Source organism: Lacinutrix himadriensis, assembly GCF_001418105.1.
Taxonomy (GTDB): domain Bacteria; phylum Bacteroidota; class Bacteroidia; order Flavobacteriales; family Flavobacteriaceae; genus Oceanihabitans; species Oceanihabitans himadriense.
In genome coordinates, this window is sequence record NZ_LIQI01000024.1 from 143,478 (window position 1) to 165,522 (window position 22,045).

The 22,045-nt window shown below is 33.2% G+C and carries 13 protein-coding genes; 12 read left to right on the forward strand and 1 reads right to left on the reverse strand.

All coding sequences use genetic code 11. The features are described from left to right. Positions 1-213: 213 nt before the first annotated feature. The 8 genes from AMD28_RS12490 to AMD28_RS12525 all read left to right on the forward strand — a co-directional run bounded on the left by AMD28_RS12490 (position 214) and on the right by AMD28_RS12525 (position 13,980). Positions 214-3,339: a TonB-dependent receptor gene (locus tag AMD28_RS12490; protein ID WP_055444479.1), complete on the forward strand. Its 3,126-nt coding sequence runs from the start codon at positions 214-216 to the stop codon at positions 3,337-3,339. 162 nt (positions 3,340-3,501) lie between these two features. Beyond that, the gene (locus AMD28_RS12495; protein WP_055444480.1) at positions 3,502-5,271 is read left to right on the forward strand and encodes an alpha-L-fucosidase; all 1,770 of its coding nucleotides are present in this window, start codon (positions 3,502-3,504) and stop codon (positions 5,269-5,271) included. 11 nt (positions 5,272-5,282) lie between these two features. After that, positions 5,283-6,431, forward strand: a complete 1,149-nt coding sequence (locus tag AMD28_RS12500) for a putative glycoside hydrolase (protein ID WP_083478309.1) — start codon at positions 5,283-5,285, stop codon at positions 6,429-6,431. Positions 6,432-6,453: 22 nt separating this feature from the next. After that, complete coding sequence (locus tag AMD28_RS12505; RefSeq protein ID WP_055444599.1) at positions 6,454-7,995, forward strand: sulfatase family protein; 1,542 nt, start codon at positions 6,454-6,456, stop codon at positions 7,993-7,995. Positions 7,996-8,002: 7 nt separating this feature from the next. After that, positions 8,003-9,391, forward strand: a complete 1,389-nt coding sequence (locus AMD28_RS12510) for a sulfatase family protein (protein WP_083478310.1) — start codon at positions 8,003-8,005, stop codon at positions 9,389-9,391. Between the two features lie 59 nt (positions 9,392-9,450). Continuing rightward, on the forward strand, positions 9,451-11,289 hold the full coding sequence (locus AMD28_RS12515) for an arylsulfatase (protein ID WP_055444482.1): 1,839 nt from the start codon (positions 9,451-9,453) through the stop codon (positions 11,287-11,289). 99 nt (positions 11,290-11,388) lie between these two features. After that, positions 11,389-12,780, forward strand: coding sequence for a DUF1800 domain-containing protein (locus AMD28_RS12520; protein ID WP_055444483.1), 1,392 nt, complete (start codon positions 11,389-11,391; stop codon positions 12,778-12,780). A gap of 93 nt (positions 12,781-12,873) precedes the next feature. After that, positions 12,874-13,980 (forward strand): DUF1501 domain-containing protein, encoded by a 1,107-nt coding sequence (locus AMD28_RS12525; protein ID WP_241492502.1) that lies wholly within the window; start codon positions 12,874-12,876, stop codon positions 13,978-13,980. Here AMD28_RS12525 and AMD28_RS12530 read toward each other — a convergent pair. After that, on the reverse strand, positions 13,973-15,076 hold the full coding sequence (locus AMD28_RS12530) for a formylglycine-generating enzyme family protein (protein ID WP_152975603.1): 1,104 nt from the start codon (positions 15,074-15,076) through the stop codon (positions 13,973-13,975). The two genes, AMD28_RS12525 and AMD28_RS12530, sit on opposite strands and share 8 nt — an antisense overlap. A 599-nt stretch (positions 15,077-15,675) precedes the next feature. On the opposite strand from AMD28_RS12530, the gene AMD28_RS12535 reads away from it, so the two are divergent. The 4 genes from AMD28_RS12535 (at position 15,676) to AMD28_RS12550 (ending at position 22,042) form a co-directional block, all read left to right on the forward strand. Beyond that, positions 15,676-16,131, forward strand: a complete 456-nt coding sequence (locus AMD28_RS12535) for a hypothetical protein (RefSeq protein ID WP_055444484.1) — start codon at positions 15,676-15,678, stop codon at positions 16,129-16,131. 295 nt (positions 16,132-16,426) lie between these two features. Beyond that, entirely contained in the window at positions 16,427-17,725 is a 1,299-nt protein-coding gene (locus AMD28_RS12540) for a hypothetical protein (RefSeq protein WP_055444485.1), read from the forward strand. A 92-nt stretch (positions 17,726-17,817) separates the two neighbouring features. Continuing rightward, positions 17,818-19,278, forward strand: a complete 1,461-nt coding sequence (locus AMD28_RS12545) for a T9SS type B sorting domain-containing protein (RefSeq protein WP_055444486.1) — start codon at positions 17,818-17,820, stop codon at positions 19,276-19,278. Position 19,279: 1 nt separating this feature from the next. After that, positions 19,280-22,042, forward strand: a complete 2,763-nt coding sequence (locus tag AMD28_RS12550; RefSeq protein WP_055444487.1) for a PorP/SprF family type IX secretion system membrane protein — start codon at positions 19,280-19,282, stop codon at positions 22,040-22,042. The last annotated feature ends 3 nt before the right edge of the window (positions 22,043-22,045 follow it).

The window sequence follows — 22,045 nt, forward strand, 5'->3', positions numbered from 1 at the left end:
TCTTTTATATTATGGGATATACAAATTAACCATTTACTTATTAAGAAACGATTCTCTATTCCGTCATTTTCTTGCTGTAAAAATTCAAAAGTATCGAGACTGCTTATTCCTTGGCGGTTTTGGTTGAAATGAGAAAACTTTAAAACGATAAGAGCAAGTTCAATTCTCTTATTTGTCACATATTTGTATTCAAACGAACCAACTCATCAAGTCATGAAAAAAAATATTTCTAAAAGTTTACTGTTTTTGGCATTGCTACAATGCTTTATTGGTTTTGCTCAGGAACAAGTTGTTACCGGTAAAATTATTGATATAGATAAGGCGCCTTTGCCAGGAGCTAGTATTATAGAAAAAGGAACTAGTAATGGTACAATGTCTAATATGGACGGAGATTATACTTTAAAGTTAAAGAGTGCAGATGCTGTATTGGTGTTTTCTTATGTAGGTTTTAAGACCGTAGAGAAAATTGTTGCAGGAAAGAGTCTTGTTAATGTTAGCATGGACGTGGATCCAGAATCTTTAGATGAAGTAGTTGTAACAACAGGAATTAGAAGTTCGCAATTGCGATCTGTTAAAGAAAAGCGAGAAGCTACTACGGTTATAGAGTCTATAACACCAGAAGATATTGGAAGTTTTTCGGATAGTAATGTTACCGATGCTTTACAAAGAGTTGCAGGTGTACAAATAGAACGAAATGATGATGGTGTTTCTGGAGATAGAGTTTCTATTAGAGGGATTGGGCCACAGTTTGTTCAAGTAACTATGAATGGTCGTTCTCCAATTTCTGCAGGAAATGAAGGGAAATCAGATTACCGAAAATTTAACTTAAATGTGATTCCTACCGAAATTATTAATGGTGCAAGAATCCATAAAACAACACAAGCCAAGGAGGTGTCAACAGCTATTGGTGGAACTGTAGATTTTCAAACCTTAAGACCATTAGATAAAAAGTACAAAAAGAAGAAAAATTATTTTGCTAGTGTTAATCTAAGAGGAGATAGTGATTCTTATTTTGAAGATATAGATTTCAACCCAAGATTTTCAGGAGTTTTTGGCGGTAAAATACATGAAAAACTAGGTGCTGCTGTTTCTATAGTTTATGCAGATGATTATAGTCGACGTGAGGAAGTGGGAATGCGTGGGTATAGAAATGTAAATTTTTATGAAGATACCAATAGCAATGGCTCTTATGAAGCTGGAGAAAATGCGTATGAAAACATTTTAGTGCCAGCAACTATAAATAACGTAATAAGAAAAGATGATAGAGAACAACTAGCGGTATCTGCGGCAATTCAATATAAACCAGTGGAGAAGTTAGAGTTTGTATTAGATTATACGTTAACTAGGTTACGAGCTGCTTCAGACAGACAACAGTTACAAATGTCAATGGCTTCTGGTGGAGACAATAATGGATTGTTAGGTGCTAATAACTTTTTTACACCAGGAAGTCTTGTCTTTAATGGAAATAATTTAGCTTACATTAACGCAGCTGGAGCTAATCAATCCAGAGTGAATATTCAAAATAAAAATCAATTTTATAATAATAATACCACTAATAATATTATTGGTTTAAATACAAAATTTACGCAATCCGATAAGTTTAATATTAGTATTGATTTGTCCTATTCTAATTTAGATTTTTTCCAAAACTTAACACAAATTAACTCTAGATTAAAAGGACAAGATTATGATAATAGTGTTTTTAGTTTGGATTTGAGAGGAGATCTTCCTCAATATGGATTACCAGATGAAATATTGGATCCAACTGCATTTGGATTAGTTTCTTCATCAAAAAGACATATTAGAACGAAGGGATATAATTATGCTTCTAGATTAGATTTAGAGTATGAATTAAATAAAGACATCATGTTTACTGTTGGAGCAAGATCAGCAGTAACAGATTTTGAAGCAAGAGAAGCTCAGGCAAATGCAGACGATATATATGGCGATTATACGGACGTGCAATTACAGGAATTTACAGATCTTATTTCTTATAACAATTATTATACTCCAGGGGAGTTTCTGTACGGTGAAACAGGTTTAGATCAATGGATTAATATACCTGGAAATGCCGTGTTAGATTTAACACCAGGATTTAATGATTTAGATGGTGGTGGTGTTTTTAATTTTAATACACCTATAGATCAATTGATCTCTTTAGATGATAATCTACAATTTAATCCAGCAAAATCTTATGGCGCATTAGAACGAAGTTTTTCTTCTTATGCACAAGCAGATGTTAAAACAAAAGTGTTTGATATACCATTGGTTTTAAATTTTGGAGTTAGAGCTATTAATACAGTTAATGAGTCTAGAGGATTTACAGGAGTAGAACAATTTGATCCTATTGCAGAAACTAGTACTGTTGTAAGTGAGGCTATATATCATGAAGTAGAAAATTCTAGATGGGATATATTACCTAGTTTTAATGCTAATTTTAAATTAAGAAGAAATTTCAACTGGAGATTTAGTGCTGCTAAAGGAACATCAAGACCAAAGTATAGAGATATGATGCCAAGCAATGAGGTGGAATATTTAGATCCTACTTCTGAAATATTCAATCCGAGTTCACCAGATTATGAACCAAATTTAGGAACTAGTTTATATAGAGGAACAATCACTTCTGGAAATCCAAAGTTAAAGCCGTATTCAGCATGGATGTATGATACTACCCTAGAATTTTACAGTAGAAATGGTGGAGCTATTATTGGTAGTGTTTTTTATAAGGACATTAGAAACTACATAGGAAGACAAACATTAAATGATCAAGCTTATCCTGGTGTAGAAGCGTTAGGTATTGCCATACCAGCAGGACAAGAAGATTTATTGTTTGATATTTCTACACCTATTAATATAACCAACGCACAACTTTACGGATTTGAAATAGGTTTCAACCAACACTTTACATTCTTACCAGGTTTTGCAAGCGGATTTGGTTTACGTGCAAATTATTCTTTTGTTGAAAGTAATTTTGATGGTGCTGTTGGTGATGCAACGAATGGTTTTCCTGGGACATCTAAACACAACTTTAATTCGGTGATGTACTATGAGAAATACGGTTTCTCTTTTAGATTCACAGCTGCCTACAGAAGTAATTACCTTAGTAATTTAGGAGGTGTTGGATCTACACGTGCAGACGAAGCGCATTATACCGAAGGAACTACTTTGCTTGGTATCAATTTAAAATACAAGGTAACAAAAAGTTTACAGGCAAGTGCTGGAGTAAGTAACCTTACCGGTGAAGATACACGTAGATATATTGGAGACGATACGCAAAACTTAACCTCTTATTACCAAAGAACTCCTACCTGGAAAGTTGGTTTAAGATATAGATTATAATATACAATACGAATACCATATTTTCTTGAGAGTCATTAAATCAAATTAGTTAATGCCTCTCCAGAGAATCATAACGGATGAAAAGGTAGATGCTTTTTGTCCGAATTTTAAAAGAAAAATAAATTAAATAATAGTTCGAATATGTTTAGCAAAAGATGTTTTATGTTTTCCGTTTTAGTAATGCTTATTGGTGTTATGAACGTGCATTCTCAAGTGAAGGATAAAAAGGGAATGGAAGAAATGTGGGGAGAAACTACCGTTTCTGGAGACGCTTTAAAAAGTGGAAAAGCAAAGTTGTTTGATGAAGGTAACTACGGAATGTTCATCCATTGGGGTTTGTTTTCAAATCTTGGTGGTGTTTGGGAAGATAAAACCTATTACGGTATTGGTGAATGGTTAATGAGTAAACGCGTTGCTAATATTTCTCCAAAGGAATATATGGAAACTGCAAAAACGTTCAATCCTACAGCATTCGATGCAAAACTGATTGCGCAATTAGCAAAAGATGCTGGGATGAAATATATTATCATTACTAGTAAACATCATGAAGGTTTTGCAATGTTCGATTCGGAAGCAAGTGACTTTAATATTGTAGATGCTACACCATTTGGAAGAGATCCAATGCATGAGTTGTCTGCTGCTTGTAAAGAATTAGGACTTGGTTTCGGATTCTATTATTCACATAATCAAGATTGGACAGCTCCAGGAGGTACTAGAGGTCCAGAAGTAGATGAAAATGGAAATAAAGCAGATTTTAAAGATTATTTCTATAATAAATGTAAACCTCAGGTTAAAGAAATATGTACTAATTACGGTCAAATAGACTTTGTTTGGTTTGATACTCCAGGAGATATGCCAGAAGAGTACGTTGTTGAATTAGCGGATATGGTTAGAGAATTACAACCAAATGCTATGATGTGTAGTAGAGTTGGTTATGGTATGGGAGATTATGCTAGTATTGGTGATATGGAAGTGCCAACTAGAAATGTAGAAGGTCTATGGGAAACTTGTGATACCAATAATGATTCTTGGTCTTATGCTTGGTATGATAACAACTTTAAAAGTCCTAAGAAAATTTTAGGAAGAGTTATAGAAACCGTGGCTAGAGGTGGTTCTTATTTATTCAATATTGGTCCAGATAGTACCGGTGCTGTTCCTGCTATTGGAATGGAATTTTTACAAGAATCTGGTCGTTGGATACAAAAATACCCACAAGTAGTTTATGCCGCAGGTAGTTCTCCTTGGGGTTATGCATTACCTTGGGGTGATATTACAACAAACAATAACTCTCTTTATTTATCGGTAGGGCAATGGCCAACAGATGGTAAGTTATACGTTCCTGGTTTAAAATCGAAAGTGAAAAGTATTTCGCTTTTAAATGGAGCAGAAAGTAGCGCATTACAATTTTCTAAAGACAACGATTGGTTAATTATAGACGTGCCTTACAAAGCACCAGAAGATCTTATCTCTGTAATTCAAGTGGAACTTGCAGATGCAGAAGCGAATGTAGAAACCAACTTAGGAATCTATCCAAATGTACCAACTAGATTATTAACCGAGTTTGGAGTTGCTGAAGGCGCAGAGCAAAAAAATGTGCGTTGGATGGAAAAATTTGGTGAATGGAAACATGCAAATCAAGTTAGCGATTGGCAAGAAGGTGGTACTGTTACTTGGGAAGTGAATGTGCAAAAACCAGGATATTATTATTTAGATTTAGAATATAAGGGGGAAGGAAGATTGGTTTGGAATACAACTACCGATGAAGGTGTAAAAGTTCAAAACCAACAAGCTGCAACCGATAAATATGCATTTCGTAGAATGGGTATTTTAGAATTTAAAACTGCAGGAAATCACGTTATTAAATCCGCTTTGGTTGAAGGAGATGTAAAAACATCTAGCCTAAAATCGATTAAAATTTCACCAATTAAATAATAGAAAGCATAATGAAGTTCCCTTTTCTACATACCTCTTTATTTTTAGTCAGTTTGCTTTTAAGTCAAACGGCATTTTCTCAAAGTGATGCACATTATCCAGATTTTAGTTGGGATAAAGTTCCTGTAGCTTTTCACTTCGGAAAAAAAGGAGATCTATTAACCAAAAAGGAAGCCAAATTTGTTGCTTCGCATTCCAACTTTGTGGTATTAGAAAAAGCACATGGTTTCCCTAAATATAAATATTCGGAAGAATCTATCGCTGCCGATGCAAAAGTCTTAAAGGATTTAAATGCCGATATGAAAGTGGTGTTTTATTGGAATGCTTTTTTAGATTATAGCATGTATGCGGCACACAAAGAATATCAAAAGAAGGAAGATTGGTGGCTAAAAACAGCAAAAGGGGAATTCGATTTAAAAGATAATAAGATTAAACGTTACGATTTATCGAATTCAGAACTTAGAGATTGGTGGTCTAATGTTGCTTTAGAAAATGTAAAGAATGAAAATATCGATGGTGTTTTCTTTGATGCATTAGTACAGGTAACCAACCCTGGAAATGAAAGATTATGGGGAACGGAAAAATTTGACGCCATTCAACAAGGGTTAAAAGATTTAATTCAAGAAACTAGAGCTAAAATTGGTGACGATAAATTAATCGTTTATAACGGTATTCGTTCTACACCAATTAGAAATGTAGGTAATAATTTTCCTGAAAATACAGATGCCATCATGATTGAGCATTTTGGATATTTTAATAGCAAAACTAAAGAAAGTATGCTTCAAGATATTCAAGAAATGGAAAAAGCAGGTAAAACTGGTAAAATTGTAGTGTTTAAGGCTTGGCCAGAAAACGCATGGTTGAACAAAAAGTTCATGGCTAAATCAGAGAAAGAAAAAGAAGAAATTTCTAAAGAGCATATAACTTTTGCTTTAGCTTCTTTTTTAGCTGGAGCACAAAAACATTCGTATCTTATTTATAATTGGGGTTATCGATTAAGTATGGGGTCCCTTTTATGGTATCCAGAATTTGATAAACCTTTAGGAAAGCCTTTAAATGACATGCAGGTAAACGATTGGATTTTAACCAGAAATTACGAGCATGCAAGTATTTGGGTAGATTTGGAAAACAAGAAAGCCAAAATTGACTGGAAAAATTAAAACAATAAATAGAACAAAAACCATGAAGCTAAGTGCCTACTTTTATGTTTTCATGCTGGTGTGTTTCACATCTTGTCAACAACAAACAAAACCAACAGAACCTGAGAATAAACCCAATATAATCATCTTTTATGCCGATGATATGGGGTACGGAGATTTGGCAATTCAAAATCCGAAATCTAAAATACCAACTCCCAATTTAGATCAATTAGCAAAGGAAGGTCTTTTAATGACAGACGCTCACAGTTCTTCAGGTATTTGTACACCTAGTAGGTATGCACTTTTATCTGGCCGTTATCATTGGAGAGATTTTAATGATATTGTACATGCGATGGGAGAATCTGTTTTTAAAGAAAATCAGGTGACTTTACCTAAAATTCTTAAAGCAAACGGGTATCATACTGCAGCAATTGGTAAATGGCATTTAGGTTGGAATTGGGAAGCTATCCGAAAGAAAGACTTTACTCAAAAAGAAACCGTTATACGTGGCAAAAAGGAATTAGAAATTTGGCCAGCTCAGGCTTATGATTGGAATAAAAATATTCCTAATGGTCCTTTATCTATTGGCTTTGATTCTTATTTTGGTGATGGTACCATTAATTTCCCTCCGTATACTTGGATTAAAAATGATAAGGTTACCGAAACTCCAACCATAACCTTACAACTTCCAAGAAAAGATTTTCCTTTAGAAGGTAACTGGGAATTAAGACCAGGACCAGCAGTTAAAGATTGGGATTTCTATAACGTTTTACCAACGGTTACCAGTTCAGCGGTAACTTTCATAAAAAATCAAGAAAAAGCAGAGAAGCCTTTCTTTTTATACATGCCTTTTCCTTCTCCGCATGCACCAATAATTCCGAATAAAGCATTTAAAGGAAAAAGTGAAGCAGGTGCTTATGGTGATTGGGTATATCAAACAGATGATGCTGTCGGACAAGTTTTAGCGGCTTTAAAGGCAATTGATGCGGACGAGAATACCATTGTTATTTTTACTTCCGATAATGGATCAGAGCGATATGCTTATGATCGTATTAAAAACTACAATCACGATAGTTCGCATCCATTTAGGGGTGTAAAAAGAGATGTTTACGAAGGTGGACACCATGTGCCTTTTATTGTAAAATGGCCAAATAAAATAAAAGCAGGAACTACAAGTGATCAATTATTTAGTCAAATTGATATTCTAAATACGCTAGCTACTATTACCAATAGTGATTTACCAAAAGGTTTTCAACACGATAGTTATAATTTTTCGGAGTTGTGGTTAACAGAAAATAATAAGGCTGTAAGAGAAAATATTATTCATAATACATTTACCACCAAATACGCCGTTAGAAAAGGGGATTGGTTGTATATAAATGATAAAGATGGATATCACGCCAGAATACCAGAATGGTTTGTAGAAGGACAACGTTTTGCAACGGACAAGGATAGCGTACAGCTCTTCAATCTGAAAGAAGATATTGGACAAACGATTAATTTAGCTAGTAAATATCCAGAGAAGGTAAATGAATTAGCAGCGGCATTAGTCCAAGAACAAAAGACAGAAACGTTTAAAAATTAATACGAAAATGAGAATAAGTATATTAAAACATATATCATTAGCAGTAATTATACTTGCGATGTTTTCTTGTAATAACACTAAAAAAGAAGTTGTAGCAGAAAAAGAAGATACCAGACCAAACATCATTTTTGTTTTTGCTGATGATTGGGGATATGGCGATTTAGGGGTTTATGGAAACACAGAAGTATCCACACCAAATTTAGATAAAATGGCTGCTGAAGGTACACGATTTACACAGTTTCATGTTACCAGTGGCGTTTGTTCTCCTAGTAGATCTTCGGTGTTAACAGGACATTTTCCAGCAAGACATCGTGTTCACGGTCATTTTGCAGGAAATGAAGTGAATGCAAGACGTAACATGCCAAATTATTTGAATGATTCCTTACCGGTTTATCTACCGCAAACCATGCAAAAAGCAGGCTATAAAACAGCACATTTTGGAAAATGGCATTTGGGAGGTGGAGGAAAACCGCATGGAGATCCTTCAGCTCCAGAACCTAAAACATATGGTTATGATGAAGCCAGAGTTTGGAACGGAAATGGACCAACTTGGAAAGGTGATCAAAAATGGGAAACTACGCGATATATGGATAGTGATACCTTATGGGTGCAAAGTTCTAGTAAAATTGCTGTAGATGAAACAATCGATTTCATCAAAAGAAATAAAGGGAAACAACCTATGTTTGTAAATCTTTGGTTAAAAGATCCTCATACGCCTTTATGGCCTTCCGAAGAACAACGCAAATCTTTTAAAGGTTTATCGCCAAGCAAGGAAACCTATTATGCAGTTTTAAAAGATGCCGATTATCATATAGGAAGATTATTAGCGTCCATATCTGAAATGGGATTAGATGAAAACACATTAATTATTTTCTCTAGTGATAATGGTCCTGCAGCTTATGGTCCATCTTTAGAGGCTGGTTCTACTGCAGGTTTAAAAGGTAGAAAAGTAGATATTTATGAAGGTGGTGTTGTAGTGCCTTTCATTGTAAAATGGAAAAATCATGTCCAAGAAAATAAAGTAGATTCTACAAGTGTACTGTCTACAGTAGATTTATTGCCAACATTTGCAAGTTTAGCAGAAACAGAATTACCAAAAGATTATAGTATTGATGGTGAAAACATACGTTCTATTTTAGAAAATCATAACTTTAAAAGAACAAAACCCTTATTTTGGGAATGGCGTTTTCCAAAAGAAAAATCCAACCATTGGGCAACAGGAGCAGTTAGAAATGGGGATTGGAAACTTTTATTTAATGAAGACATTAACAAAGAAGAATTATACGATATTTCAAATGATCCGAAGGAGAAAAACAATGTCGCAGAAAATAACAAGCAAATAGTCAGTGCGCTTAAAAGCTTGTGGAAAGATTGGAAAAAAGACTTACCAGAATAGGTTGAAAATTATTTAATAAAAACGAAGACGCATTATCTACTTTTAAAAATAAAATCAAAATGAATAAAAAAATAGCATTACTAATTGTCCTTGTAGGAATTACATTTTCATGTACTTCGCAATCCAAAAAAACGGAAACAACTTCTAAAACAAAGCAACCTAATGTCATTGTAATTATTACAGATGATCAAGGATATGGAGATATTGGAGCGCATGGTAATACCTTGGTAAAAACGCCCGCTTTAGATAAGTTTCATGATGAATCTGTTCGTTTAACAGACTTTCATGTTGGGCCAACTTGTGCACCTTCAAGATCTGGTTTAATGACAGGTCGATATGCAGATAGAGTTGGTGTATGGCATACTATAGGAGGTGTTTCTATTTTAAGAAAAGACGAAGTTACTTTGGCTAATGTTTTTCAAGAAAATGGATACGAAACAGCAATGTTTGGTAAATGGCATTTAGGAGATACGTACCCTTCTAGACCTCAAGATAAAGGTTTTAAATACACTGTTTCCCATGGTGGAGGTGGTGTTGGTCAGACGCCAGATTATTGGGATAATGATTATTTTGATGATACTTATTTTAAAAATGGCGTACCTACAAAGTATGAAGGATATTGTACCGATGTTTGGTTTGATGAGGCTATAAAATATATTGAAGATAAAAAGGATGCACCATTTTTCGCATATATTTCTACTAATGCACCGCATCTACCTTATAATGTTCCAGAAGCATATTATAATAAATACAAAGATTTAGACATTCCAGAGTTTCAGAAAATATTTTACGGAATGATTACCAATGTAGATGACAACTTTGCGAAGCTTCAAAAGAAATTGGAAGATTTAAATATTGCAGATAATACCATCCTTATTTTTATGACAGATAACGGAACCGCTTCGGGTTATAAAACAGTTGGTGGTAAGTTATACGGTTTTAATGGTGGAATGAAAGGAACAAAGAACAGTGAATATGAAGGTGGACACAGAGTGCCATTTTTTATATCGTATCCAGATAAGAATATTACAGGAGGTAAAGATGTTACCGACTTAACTGCGCATTTAGATATTTTACCAACCTTAGCAACTTTATGTGGTTTAGAATTACCAGAAAGACAAAAGGAATTGGATGGTTCTGATATCTCAACACTTCTTTTAGGAACGGAAAACACCATTGGTAGAGAATATTTAATTACAGATTCACAACGTGTTCAAAGTCCGATAAAATGGAGAAAAAGTGCCGTGATGTCAGATAAAATGAGATTGGTTAATGGAACAGAATTGTATGATGTGTCTACAGATCCTGGACAAGAAAAGGACTTAGCAGCGCAGTTTCCAGAGAAAGTAGAAAAAATGCGTGGCTATTATAATGAATGGTGGAGTTCTGTATCTACAGAATTTAATCAGTTTCCTATTATTGTTTTAGGTTCCGATAATCAAAATCCTATAGAATTAACGTGTCATGATACGCATGTACATGATTCTAAAATTCCTTGGAATCAGAATTATATTAGAGAAGCAAAAAAGAATCCAATAGGAGGTGAATTTACTGTAGAGTTTGAACAATCTGGTACCTATACTATTGAATTAAGTAGATGGGCTTTTGAATCTGACTTAGCTATTAATGCTGCTGCAGAAGGAAGAGAAGGTACAATTTCAACCGAAGCTATTTCTGAAGGTAGAACGATGAACTTCAAATCTGGTGGTGTAAAAATTGGTGCTTGGGAACAAACTATGAATGTAACAAATGATGCAAAAGCATTAACATTTAAAGGAAACTTTACTAAAGGAGAAACAGATTTGAGTGCTTGGTTTACAACCGATGAAGATGTGGATTGGGGAGCTTTTTATATTAGAGTTACAAGAGTATCGAAAGCGTTCTCTTTAATAGACTAATACGTTTATATTGATATAATTCTGATTTCACTATATGTAAAAGATACAGTATTAAACTTTCTTATTATTTTAATGTCTAAAAAGAAATAGATCTCTATTATGAAGCAAAAACATATTCAACATTTATATAGTAGAGTTGGTTTTGGTATAAATTATAGAGATCTAGACGTTTTAAAACCGAAGTCAAAAAAAAATATTGTTTCTAACTTATTTTCTAATTCTAAAAAAGTTGTTCCGTTAGATATTGATGTAAGTGAATTTGAAATTTTTAAAAGCAAATCCGGCAAGCAATTAAAACTGGAATTAGGTAAAGAAGAAGTTAGAGAACTCCAAAAGAAAAGTAGAAAAAAAGTTAGAGAACTAAACTATGCTTGGATAAATAGACTCTCTGAAACCGATACTATTTTAAGAGAAAAAATGACCCTTTTTTGGGCGAATGTTTTTGTTTGTAGAGATAATCACATTTTGCATATTCAGCAATACAATAATGTTTTAAGAGAGAATGCTTTAGGGGATTTTAAAAGTTTTGTGAAAGCAATTTCTAAAGAACCTTCCATGATTAAGTATCTAAACTTAAAGCAAAATGTGAAGAAGAATCCTAACGAAAACTTTGCAAGAGAACTCATGGAGCTCTTTACTTTAGGTGTTGGAAATTATAAAGAACAAGACATTAAAGAATCTGCAAGAGCGTTTACGGGTTATAATTTTGATAAAAAAGGTGATTTTAAACTAGTCGAAAAAAAACACGATTTCGAATCTAAAACCTTTTTTGATAAAACTGGAAATTTTAATGGAGATGCTATTATTGATATCATTCTAGAGCAAAAACAATGTGCTAGATTTATTTGTAAAAAAGTATACACGTATTTTATCAACCCTAAAATTGATGAAAATAGATTAGAAGAAATCACCAATGTTTTTTATGAAGAATATAGTATTACTAATTTAATGCATTATATTTTTAGTTCCAATTGGTTTTATGAGGATAAAAATATTGGGGTGAAAATAAAATCTCCAATAGAACTATTAGTCGGTATACAAACAACAATTCCTTTTACATTTGAAAAGGAGCAACGTTTGCTTTATTTACAAAAAATGATGGGACAAACACTTTTGTACCCTGTAAATGTTGCTGGTTGGAAAGGGGATAAAAATTGGATAGATTCTAATACAATACTATTTAGGATGAAATTACCAGCAGTATTATTAAACAATGCGGTTATTAATCTAGAAGAAAAAGGAGATTTTGAAGATTCCTTTGAGGCGTATTATACGAAAAATAAAGGACGCAATAAGTATATTAAAACAGAAGTAAATTGGGATGCATTTGAGAATGAATACGGTAAATTAACTCCTAAAGAATTACAACATCTTGTCATAACTTCCAAACTAGATGCGGATACACAACACTTATTAGATAGTTTGAAAATTAGATCTAATAAATCGTTTTGTATTCAATTAATGTCCATTCCAGAATATCAACTTTGTTAATCCATACATCATGAAAAGAAGAAATTTCATTAAACAAAGTACGTTAGCAAGTAGTTTATTTTTTGTACCCAATTTTGTAAAGCATTTGAGGATGTGGCTACTTCTAAATTGGGCTATAAAAAACTGGTAATTATTCAACTAGCAGGAGGTAATGATGGTTTAAATACCATTATTCCATATACCAATGATATTTATTATAAAAGCAGACCTGATTTAGCTATTCCTAAAGGAAGTGTTTTAAAGATAAATGATGAAATAGGGTTTCATAAAAATCTTGGGCCACTTAAAGAATTATACGATCAAGGACATGTAACAATTATTAATAATGTTGGCTATCCAAATCCTAATAGATCTCATTTTAGATCTACAGATATTTGGCAATCTGCAAGTGGCTCTAACGAATATTTAAACACAGGTTGGTTGGGTAGATATATAGACGCCTATGGTAAAGCTCCATATTCTGGTATTGAGTTAGATGATAGCCTTTCTTTAATTTTAAAAGGAGAAAATATTAACGGAATTGCCACAAGAAACCCAAAAATATTTAATACAAATGCACAGACTCCGTATTTTAAAAAGGTACTAAATTATCAAACCGATGCGCATTTAAGTGAGCATAATTTAGGGTATTTATATAAAACCATGATTGAGGCAAAATCATCTGCGAAATATATTTACGAAAAAACAAAAACGTCTAAGAGTAAGTTAGAATACCCAAATAATCCTTTTGCTAAACAATTAAAAACGACTGCAGAATTTATTAATTCTCATATAGAAAGTAAAGTATATTATGTTTCTATGGGCGGTTTTGATACCCATGCAAATCAAGAAAAAAAACAAGCACAATTATTAAAAACCTACAGTGAAACTGTAGCTGTTTTTGTAGACGATTTAAAGAAAAACGATACCTTTAAAGATACTTTAATTGTTACGTTCTCCGAGTTTGGAAGACGAGTAAAACAAAATGCTGGTGGTGGTACAGACCATGGCGCAGCAAATAATGTTTTTATTATTGGTGACGATTTAAACAACAAAGGGTTTTATAATGACATGCCTAATTTAAATCAATTAGATAAAAACGGAGACATTATTCATACCGTTGACTTTAGGAGTATTTACGCCACCATTCTAGATAAATGGTTAGAAGTTGATGACGTAAAAATCCTTAATAAGTCCTTTAGTAAATTAAATTTTATTTAGAAGATAACATGTCTGGGGTTGCAACGGTTCTAAAACCCATGTGATCAGACCCAGAATCTGTAGAAACCCCCATTTTTGCTGAAATTCTAAAACTAGCACAATAAGAAGCATGACATAAAAAAGAACCACCTTTCATTACGTGTTCTACTTCATAAGGGTTATTAGGATTGTAATGTTGATTGGCTCCTTTCGGATTTAAAAGTGGTTTAGAAGGATCTATTTCACTATAATATTTTACATTAAAGAAATCACTAGTAATTTCCCAAACATTTCCAGCCATATCATATAAACCAATACTGTTTGGGGTATAAGATTTTACAGGAGAAATAAATTCGAATCCGTCTTTAGGATCATTTGTAGTAGGAAATACACCTTGCCAAGTATTTGCGTTAGCATCTAAACGAGTAGGGTCATTTCCCCAAGTAAAAATAGCATCGGTATTAGAACCTTGTGCAGCAGACTCCCATTCGGCTTCTGTTGGTAAACGTCTGTTTGCCCATTCACAATAAGCCATTACATCTGGATATGCAACATGAACTACAGGATAATTGTCTTTACCTTCAATAGAAGATTCTGGACCTTCAGGGTGTTTCCAGTCTGCACCAGTTCTCCATGTCCACCATTGTCCGTAGTTTTCCATGTTTACCACAGCATTAACACTTTTATTAAAAATTAAACTACCAGGTTGTAGAATAGAATCATGAGGTTTTGGTGTGTTGGGTGGAAGTGCTTTTTTCATTTCTTCCCAATCAATTTGTCGTTCGGCAATAGTGACATATTTGGTAGCATCAACAAACTTTTTAAACTGCTTATTGGTAACTTCCGTAAGGTCCATGTAAAAACCATCTACAGTTACCATATGCGCTGGTTTTTCTCTTGGCATGGCATAATTATCAGACGCTTTTGCACCTTGTAAAAATGTTTTTTGTTCCACCCAAATCATGCCTTCTGGAGCTTCTGTTTTTGAAATCGTTTCTGTTTTTGAAGATGTAACTTCTTTGTCTTTACAATTTAAAATTGTAGATGAAATTACAAGAAGGAGTGAAAGATGAACTAGTTTTGTTTTAATAGTAGAATGATACATGTTATTATTCATTTAAATGGAATTATTTATAATCTTTTGCTATTTGCAAATACAAGTATGTTGAAGTCTTGTTTGCAATATAGCTATGTATTTCGCTTTTAAATACACACTTTTAATATTAGGTTTTGTTCTCTACAAAATAAGGATGTAATTTACAATATAAACTACGAATTTAATTAATTATTTTGGGGCAAATTTCAAAAACTTAAAACCATAGTTTGAAATGTAAAACTAAGGGATTATTTATACCATTTTTTCAACCTAATAAGACTTATTTTTCAAATTTAACTGTAGGTAAAAACTTTCAAAAATAAGCAGTTTAGCAGGTGTAAAACGTTTTTTGTCGTGATAAATGTGTTTTTTTATTAATTTTTTTTCATATTTATTTTTACTAATAATTGCATGTATTTTTTCCTTGTTTGATATGCTGTGAAATACAGTGATAGCTTTAATTTAGATGATTTTTATACGGTTAGGTTTCTTTAATTTTTACATATCAATTATATATGAAGAAGTCCTGTTTTGTGTCCGTAAATTAAAATGTAACGTTGTGCTTTTTGAATATTTGCCTAGATTTGTTACATAATTTTAATTATTAAAGACTTACAAATATGAAGCTTAAACTTGTTTTTTTTAGTGTTATTTTTTTATTAATTACAGGAGTAGGAACGGCTCAAAATAAAAGTGGGGCGCCTAAGAGTATTATTAATAAAGATGTTGCTATCTCTAAATATCATGATCTTAAAGAGTTAGAGGATATGCAAAAAGGGAAATTATTGGAGTTATATACCGAACGAATGGAAATCATTATTAAACTATTGCCATCCATTGCTTTCGGAATTAAACCAGGTATTACAATGTCTAGTTTTGGTATTCCAGATTCCAAAGAGAATAGAAATGCATTGGAAGAGCATCATGAGGCGACTAGAAGTTACTTTGAAAATACCATTGCCTTTCAGAGTAGAATTTTGCCATACTCTGATAAAGCTAATTTAATAGCAGCTATTTTGTTTTATGAACAAGTTTTAAAGTCCCTGCATATTTACGGACAGGAAAATAAGTTTTAAATATAACTTCTAAAAAAAAACAGAGTAACTTGAATATAATTACACTTGTAAGAAAAGGATTTCAATATAATTTTAAATTTTTAAAGTTTATTTTCTAAGATTAGTTTGTTTAAATTTTGTAAAAGCCCGATTAACAGTCGTTTTATTACGTAAAAAGCTGTTAATCGGGCTTTTCTATTTTTTATATTTTCATTTTAAAATTTGTATTTCATCGATAATATTTGCATTACATGGAATTTCTTTCTAGATTTACCATCTTAATTAACCTACTTTGAATTATTAAATATTTTTCGTTATGAAACATTTACCTAAAATCGTATCTATATTTCTTTTATTTATTGGTAGTGCCCTTGCGCAGCAGGAAAAAGGTGTCATAGGCAATAGCAATTGGTTAAGTTCTTGGACAGAATTTAGACCTGACCTCGTGGAATATAATGAGGCTAACGAAATTCTTACAGGAATCATTTCAACAGACACAAAATTACTAAAGCGAAATACCTATATGTTATTAGGTGACGTTTTTGTTACAAATGGTGCGGTGCTAACTATTGAACCAGGTACTGTTATTATTGGTGATTTTAAAACCAAAGGATCGCTAACTATTACTAAAGGAGCTACCATAATCGCTAACGGTCTAGAAACAGATCCTATTATTTTTACCTCCAATAGAAGTGTGAAAAAAGCTGGAGATTGGGGAGGTATAATTATTCTTGGAGATGCACCAATTAATACGTACGGCAATGGCGTTTTAACGGGCTACAATTTTGCAACAGATGCTTCTATAGATATTAGCTATGGAGGAGAAAATCTAGAAAGTAATGCTGGGATTTTACGATATGTAAGAATAGAATATGCGGGTAAAAGAACAAGAGACGGTGATAATTTTAATGCATTACTATTAGCAGGTGTGGGTACCGAAACAACAATTGATAATGTGATGGTAAGCTATTCTGCAGGTAATTCGTTTGATATATATGGTGGAGAACTATACTTAGAAAAATTGGTTTCTTATAAATCGAATCGTATCGACTATAACTTTAATTATGGAACGCAGAGTAATTTATTCAATTCGTTAGCAGTTCGATCTTCTTATGTTTCTAGCTCTAAAGGATCCAGATGTCTAAATATTGCATCCTACGAAAAAGGAGAGGATGTTAGTTTTATTAAACAGGAAACTGCAGTAACGGCATTAAATTTAACATTGGTGAACATAAGTGATGATTTAGATTACGAAATTAAATTAGACCTAGTAAAGGAAGCTGTTTTTATAGGTAATGATGCATCTCTTAGTATGAAAGAGAGCGTAATATCTGGTTTTAGTCCTGCCGTTTTAATCGATAATAGCGTTCGTGTGAATAACGAAAATTTAAAGAAAATAATGTTTCAAAAAATGTATTTCAATAATTGTAATGGAAATATCTTTAAGGAGTATAATAGTGATAATGAAGATTTAGAAAACTGGTATGGTAACAGTAGTTTTTTTAATGTGTATTCTAAAGGTCTCGATTCGGAAACATTTATTGATATTAAAAATGATAATAGACTAGACTTTAGACTTCGTATTAATAAAATTCTTGCATCTAATATTGATTAGAATTCAACAATATAATATGGCCGTCTTAAATGCGGAAGCATGACGTTTAAATAAGCATATACTTTTAGTATTTGTCTTTAATAAGTAAGTGAATGATGAAAACTACCTTTGTATGTAAATTGTTTTTAGGATTATGCATTAGTGTTTTTTTAGTTTCTCAAAAAATAAATGCACAAATTGTAATTGGGACTCCAAATTTAGGATTCAGCCAAGCATGTGCAAATGCGTCTTTTAATTCCTATAATGTCAATTTTGTCTTTTCACATAGTGCGCCACTAGATGCGTCGAATCAATTTACTATTTTATTGTCTGATGCCAATGGCGATTTTACAAACGAAACAATTATTATTCCAACCAATGCTGGAGATATAACTACTTCTCCTGCAACTTTAAATTTTTTATTACCAACAAATCTTGCTGGTGAAGGATATAAAATAAAAATAAGAAGTACGACTCCCGTTGCAACTAGCTCTAGATCTGTAGCGTTTTCTGCATATTATAAAGTACAAGACGAACCATTCACCATTAATAATTTAATAGATACTGCGGTTTTTTGTGGCGGCGGAAGCTATTTGTTAACCATTGATAATCCTGGAACAGGAACCAATGATTCTCCACTAAACTATCCTTCTTTATCTTTTAAATGGTACAAGGAAACAAGTCTTACAACATCTGTTTTTGTTGCTGATGGACCTAGTTTAGCTGTAGATGTTCCCGGAACTTATTTTGTAGAAACAGATTATGGTTCTTGTACTTCAAATTCTTATTCTAATAGAGTGCAGGTTTCTGAAGCTACTTCAAGTGTAGAAACTGTAATAAATTCTAGTTTAGGAAATCCGTATTGCCCAAGCAATTCGCCAACTTTCTTAAGTACAACAAACGGTGAATCGTATCAATGGTATCACGATGGAACTCTTATTTCGGGTGCTACCAACCAAATGTATGCAACTACAGAATCCGGATTATTTGAAGTCCGTGTAGATTTAGGTGGATGTGTCGCAATGGGTAGTATCGATTTAATAAGCGAACAGTTTTCAAGTAGTATCAATGTTTTTGAAGAAAACACTATAGAATCAGACGAAACTTTAGAAGTTATTATCACTTCATCTGCAACAAATCCAGAATACCAATGGTTTTTTAATGATGTGCTTATTACAGATGCTTTAGCAGATACTTATGAAGCTAGCCAAGAAGGAAATTATAAAGTAATCATTACCGAAACTACAGGTTGCCAAGCTTCAAAAGAATACGATTTTACTGTAATTCAAGCAGAAGACCCATTTCCAGATGTTGATAAAATTCCAAATTTAGTTAGTCCTAATGGGGATGGAGCAAACGATACTTGGGTAATTCCAAATGCATATGTAAGTGGTACAAATACCGAAATAGTTATCATGGATTCCTACGGAAAAATAGTTTTTAAAACCAAGGACTATCAAAATAATTGGCCAGAAAGTGAATTGCCTTTTAATGCCGTAAATGCCGTGTATTATTATGTGATTATGACAGAAGATAAAAACACGAAAAACGGATCTATAACAATAGTTAAATAGTATGAAGAAAACATTACTCGTAATAGCTTTATTTTTTGGTATCACTCAGTGCTTCTTTGGACAAGAAGAAGATGGGGTGATTTCGCTAGCTATACCTGTAAGAAATTCATTGAAATTTAATAGATTTAATATTAACCCAACTTTTAGTTTTGTAAGAGAGCAAAACAAATATATAAGTATCAATAATAAAAGAGAGTGGGTACAATTTGAAGATGCTCCGCAAACCTATTTATTAAGTTATTCTGGTAGATTTAGAGAGAATATAGGAGTTGGTATTGGCTTCTTTCAACAAAATTACGGTGTTTTAACTTCCTATGGCGGAATTTTAAACCTAGCCTACAATGCCATGCTACAACCAGATAGTAATTTAACTTTCGGATTGAATATTGGCTTTTATCAAAGTGGTATCAATGAAGGTAAAGTGGTTACCAATGTGGCAGATCCTTCTTTAGAAAATATACCATCCAATTCTATTTTAAGTGTTAGTCCTGGAATTAATTACGGAACGGTATTTTTTGATTTCGGACTTTCCGTAAATAATCTAGTACAGTACAATTTTAAAACATCACAACTTCTTAAAGAAGATCCGCAACAAGTTATTCAGGCACATATTATGTATACCGGATATATGAGTAGTTATGGTTTTCTAGATGAAAGTAAATTTTCTGGTATTATAAAATCGGAATTTAAAAAAGACAAAACAGTGCTTTCCGGATTAGCAATGCTTACGGTGCCTAAAGGAATTTGGGGACAAGTTGGTTATAATACACAATATGGTGTTTCAGGTGGTATCGGACTTAATATTACTTCGCAAATAGCTATAGAGTATAACTATGAGAAGGCTATTGGTGATCTTTCTGCTTTTGGTTCTTCACATGATATTACGTTGGCATATAAATTTAAAAACACAAATAATTTTTATTATAGTGGAGATGATGAAGAAGAAACGATGCTTTTCAAAAAGAAGAAAAGACGAGTGGTTTCTTCAAAACCAAAAGTGGATTTAGAAGCTAGAGCTATAATCGCTAAAGAAAAAGCAGATGCAAGAGCGGCAAAGATAAAAGCAAAGGCAGATAAAGATGCGCTTTTAGCGGCAGCAGCAGCAGAAAAAGCGCAAGCAGAGGAAGATGCTAAGTTAGCAGCGGAAACAGCAACACTAGAAGAAACGGATGAAGATACAAGGTTAGTGGCAGAAGCAGCAGCACAAGCACAAGCAGAAGAAGACGCAAGATTAGCAGCAGAAGCAGCAGCGCAAACACAAGCCGATGAAGATGCAAGATTAGCAGCAAAAGCGCAAGCAGAAGAGGACGCAAGATTAGCGGCAGCAGCAGCAGCAGCAGCACAAACACAAGCAGAGGAAGACGCAAGGTTAGCAGCAGAAGCAGCAGCGCAAACACAAGCCGATGAAGATGCAAGATTAGCAGCAAAAGCGCAAGCAGAAGAGGACGCAAGATTAGCGGCAGCAGCAGCAGCACAAACACAAGCAGAAGAAGACGCAAGATTAGCAGCAGAAGCAGCAGTACAAACACAAGCAGAGGAAGACGCAAGATTAGCGGCAGGAGCAGCAGCACAAGCAGAAGAAGACGCAAGGTTAGCCGCCGAAGCAGCAGCAAAAGCGCAAGCAGAAGAAGACGCTAGGTTAGCGGCGGAAGCAGCAGCAAAAGCACAAGCAGAAGAAGACGCAAGATTAGCAGCAGAAGCAGCAGCACAAGCACAAGCAGAAGAAGACGCAAGATTAGCAGCAGCACAAGCACAAGTAGAAGAAGATGCTAGGTTAGCGGCGGAAGCATCAGCAAAAGCACAAGCAGAAGAAGAAGAAGAAGATGCTAGGTTAGCGGCCGAAGCAGATAAAGCTTTAGAAAAAGAAACATCTTTATCAGAAATAACACAGAAAGATGTGATAGCAAAAGAGATGTTTGCAATTACGGAATCTGCAAAAATATCTAAAGAAAAGCAAGAGTTACTATTCGAGAAATTAAATGAAGTTGTTGCTACTAAAGATAAAGACCTTAAAGATTTAAAAGAAGAAAATGATTTAAGCGAAAAAGGTATTTATTCAGAACCTAAACCATTTAAAAGTATTGCTGCAGAAAATAGGATGCTAGAATCCTTACAAACAGAAGTAGATCAAGTTATTCAGGAGCGTAATGAAGAAATAGTAGCATTAGAAAACCTGTATAATAATAGGCTTAAAGATGTTTCCAATAAAAAGGACGAAACGAATCAATATTATTTAAATGCAATTCAAACTTTAAAGGAAGAACAATTACAATCTAAAAGAGCAAAAGAAAAATTAGTGTCTACTTTAGAAAGTATAAAGATTGCTACAGATTTTGAACGTAAACGAAGAATTAAACGTGCCGTTTATGATAATGAGAAAGATCGATATTTAAAGGATAAAGCAACTTTAGAAAGCATTATAGAAAATACACCTGTAAGTAATGAGCCTATTGCTGCAGAAGATTTTGATTTTGGAGAAGCACAAAGTGCAACGGTACAAATCTTAAAAGGTATGCAAAACATAGAAGAAGGATATTATATAATAATAGCAGTACATAGTGACAAAGAAAAAAGAGATGACTTTATAGAAAAAGTAGTCTCTACAGGACAATCTAATATTAATTTTTTCTTTGATGTAAATACCAATAAATACTTTATTTATTATGAGAAATTTGATTACGTAGATGGAGCTATGCAAGCTTTAGAAGCTAAAGGTAGCAAACCTTATAATGGAAAAATGTCTGTTATTAAAATAGAAAATTGATGA

What these genes read in the sequence shown, in the direction of transcription:
- AMD28_RS12490 (WP_055444479.1), top strand. Translation starts at nt 214, where the DNA reads ATGAAAAAAAATATTTCTAAAAGTTTACTGTTTTTGGCATTGCTACAA.
- AMD28_RS12515 (WP_055444482.1), top strand. Translation starts at nt 9,451, where the DNA reads ATGAATAAAAAAATAGCATTACTAATTGTCCTTGTAGGAATTACATTT.
- AMD28_RS12535 (WP_055444484.1), top strand. Translation starts at nt 15,676, where the DNA reads ATGAAGCTTAAACTTGTTTTTTTTAGTGTTATTTTTTTATTAATTACA.
- AMD28_RS12540 (WP_055444485.1), top strand. Translation starts at nt 16,427, where the DNA reads ATGAAACATTTACCTAAAATCGTATCTATATTTCTTTTATTTATTGGT.
- AMD28_RS12495 (WP_055444480.1), top strand. Translation starts at nt 3,502, where the DNA reads ATGTTTTCCGTTTTAGTAATGCTTATTGGTGTTATGAACGTGCATTCT.
- AMD28_RS12545 (WP_055444486.1), top strand. Translation starts at nt 17,818, where the DNA reads ATGATGAAAACTACCTTTGTATGTAAATTGTTTTTAGGATTATGCATT.
- AMD28_RS12505 (WP_055444599.1), top strand. Translation starts at nt 6,454, where the DNA reads ATGAAGCTAAGTGCCTACTTTTATGTTTTCATGCTGGTGTGTTTCACA.
- AMD28_RS12500 (WP_083478309.1), top strand. Translation starts at nt 5,283, where the DNA reads ATGAAGTTCCCTTTTCTACATACCTCTTTATTTTTAGTCAGTTTGCTT.
- AMD28_RS12520 (WP_055444483.1), top strand. Translation starts at nt 11,389, where the DNA reads ATGAAGCAAAAACATATTCAACATTTATATAGTAGAGTTGGTTTTGGT.
- AMD28_RS12530 (WP_152975603.1), bottom strand. Translation starts at nt 15,076, where the DNA reads ATGAATAATAACATGTATCATTCTACTATTAAAACAAAACTAGTTCAT.
- AMD28_RS12510 (WP_083478310.1), top strand. Translation starts at nt 8,003, where the DNA reads ATGAGAATAAGTATATTAAAACATATATCATTAGCAGTAATTATACTT.
- AMD28_RS12550 (WP_055444487.1), top strand. Translation starts at nt 19,280, where the DNA reads ATGAAGAAAACATTACTCGTAATAGCTTTATTTTTTGGTATCACTCAG.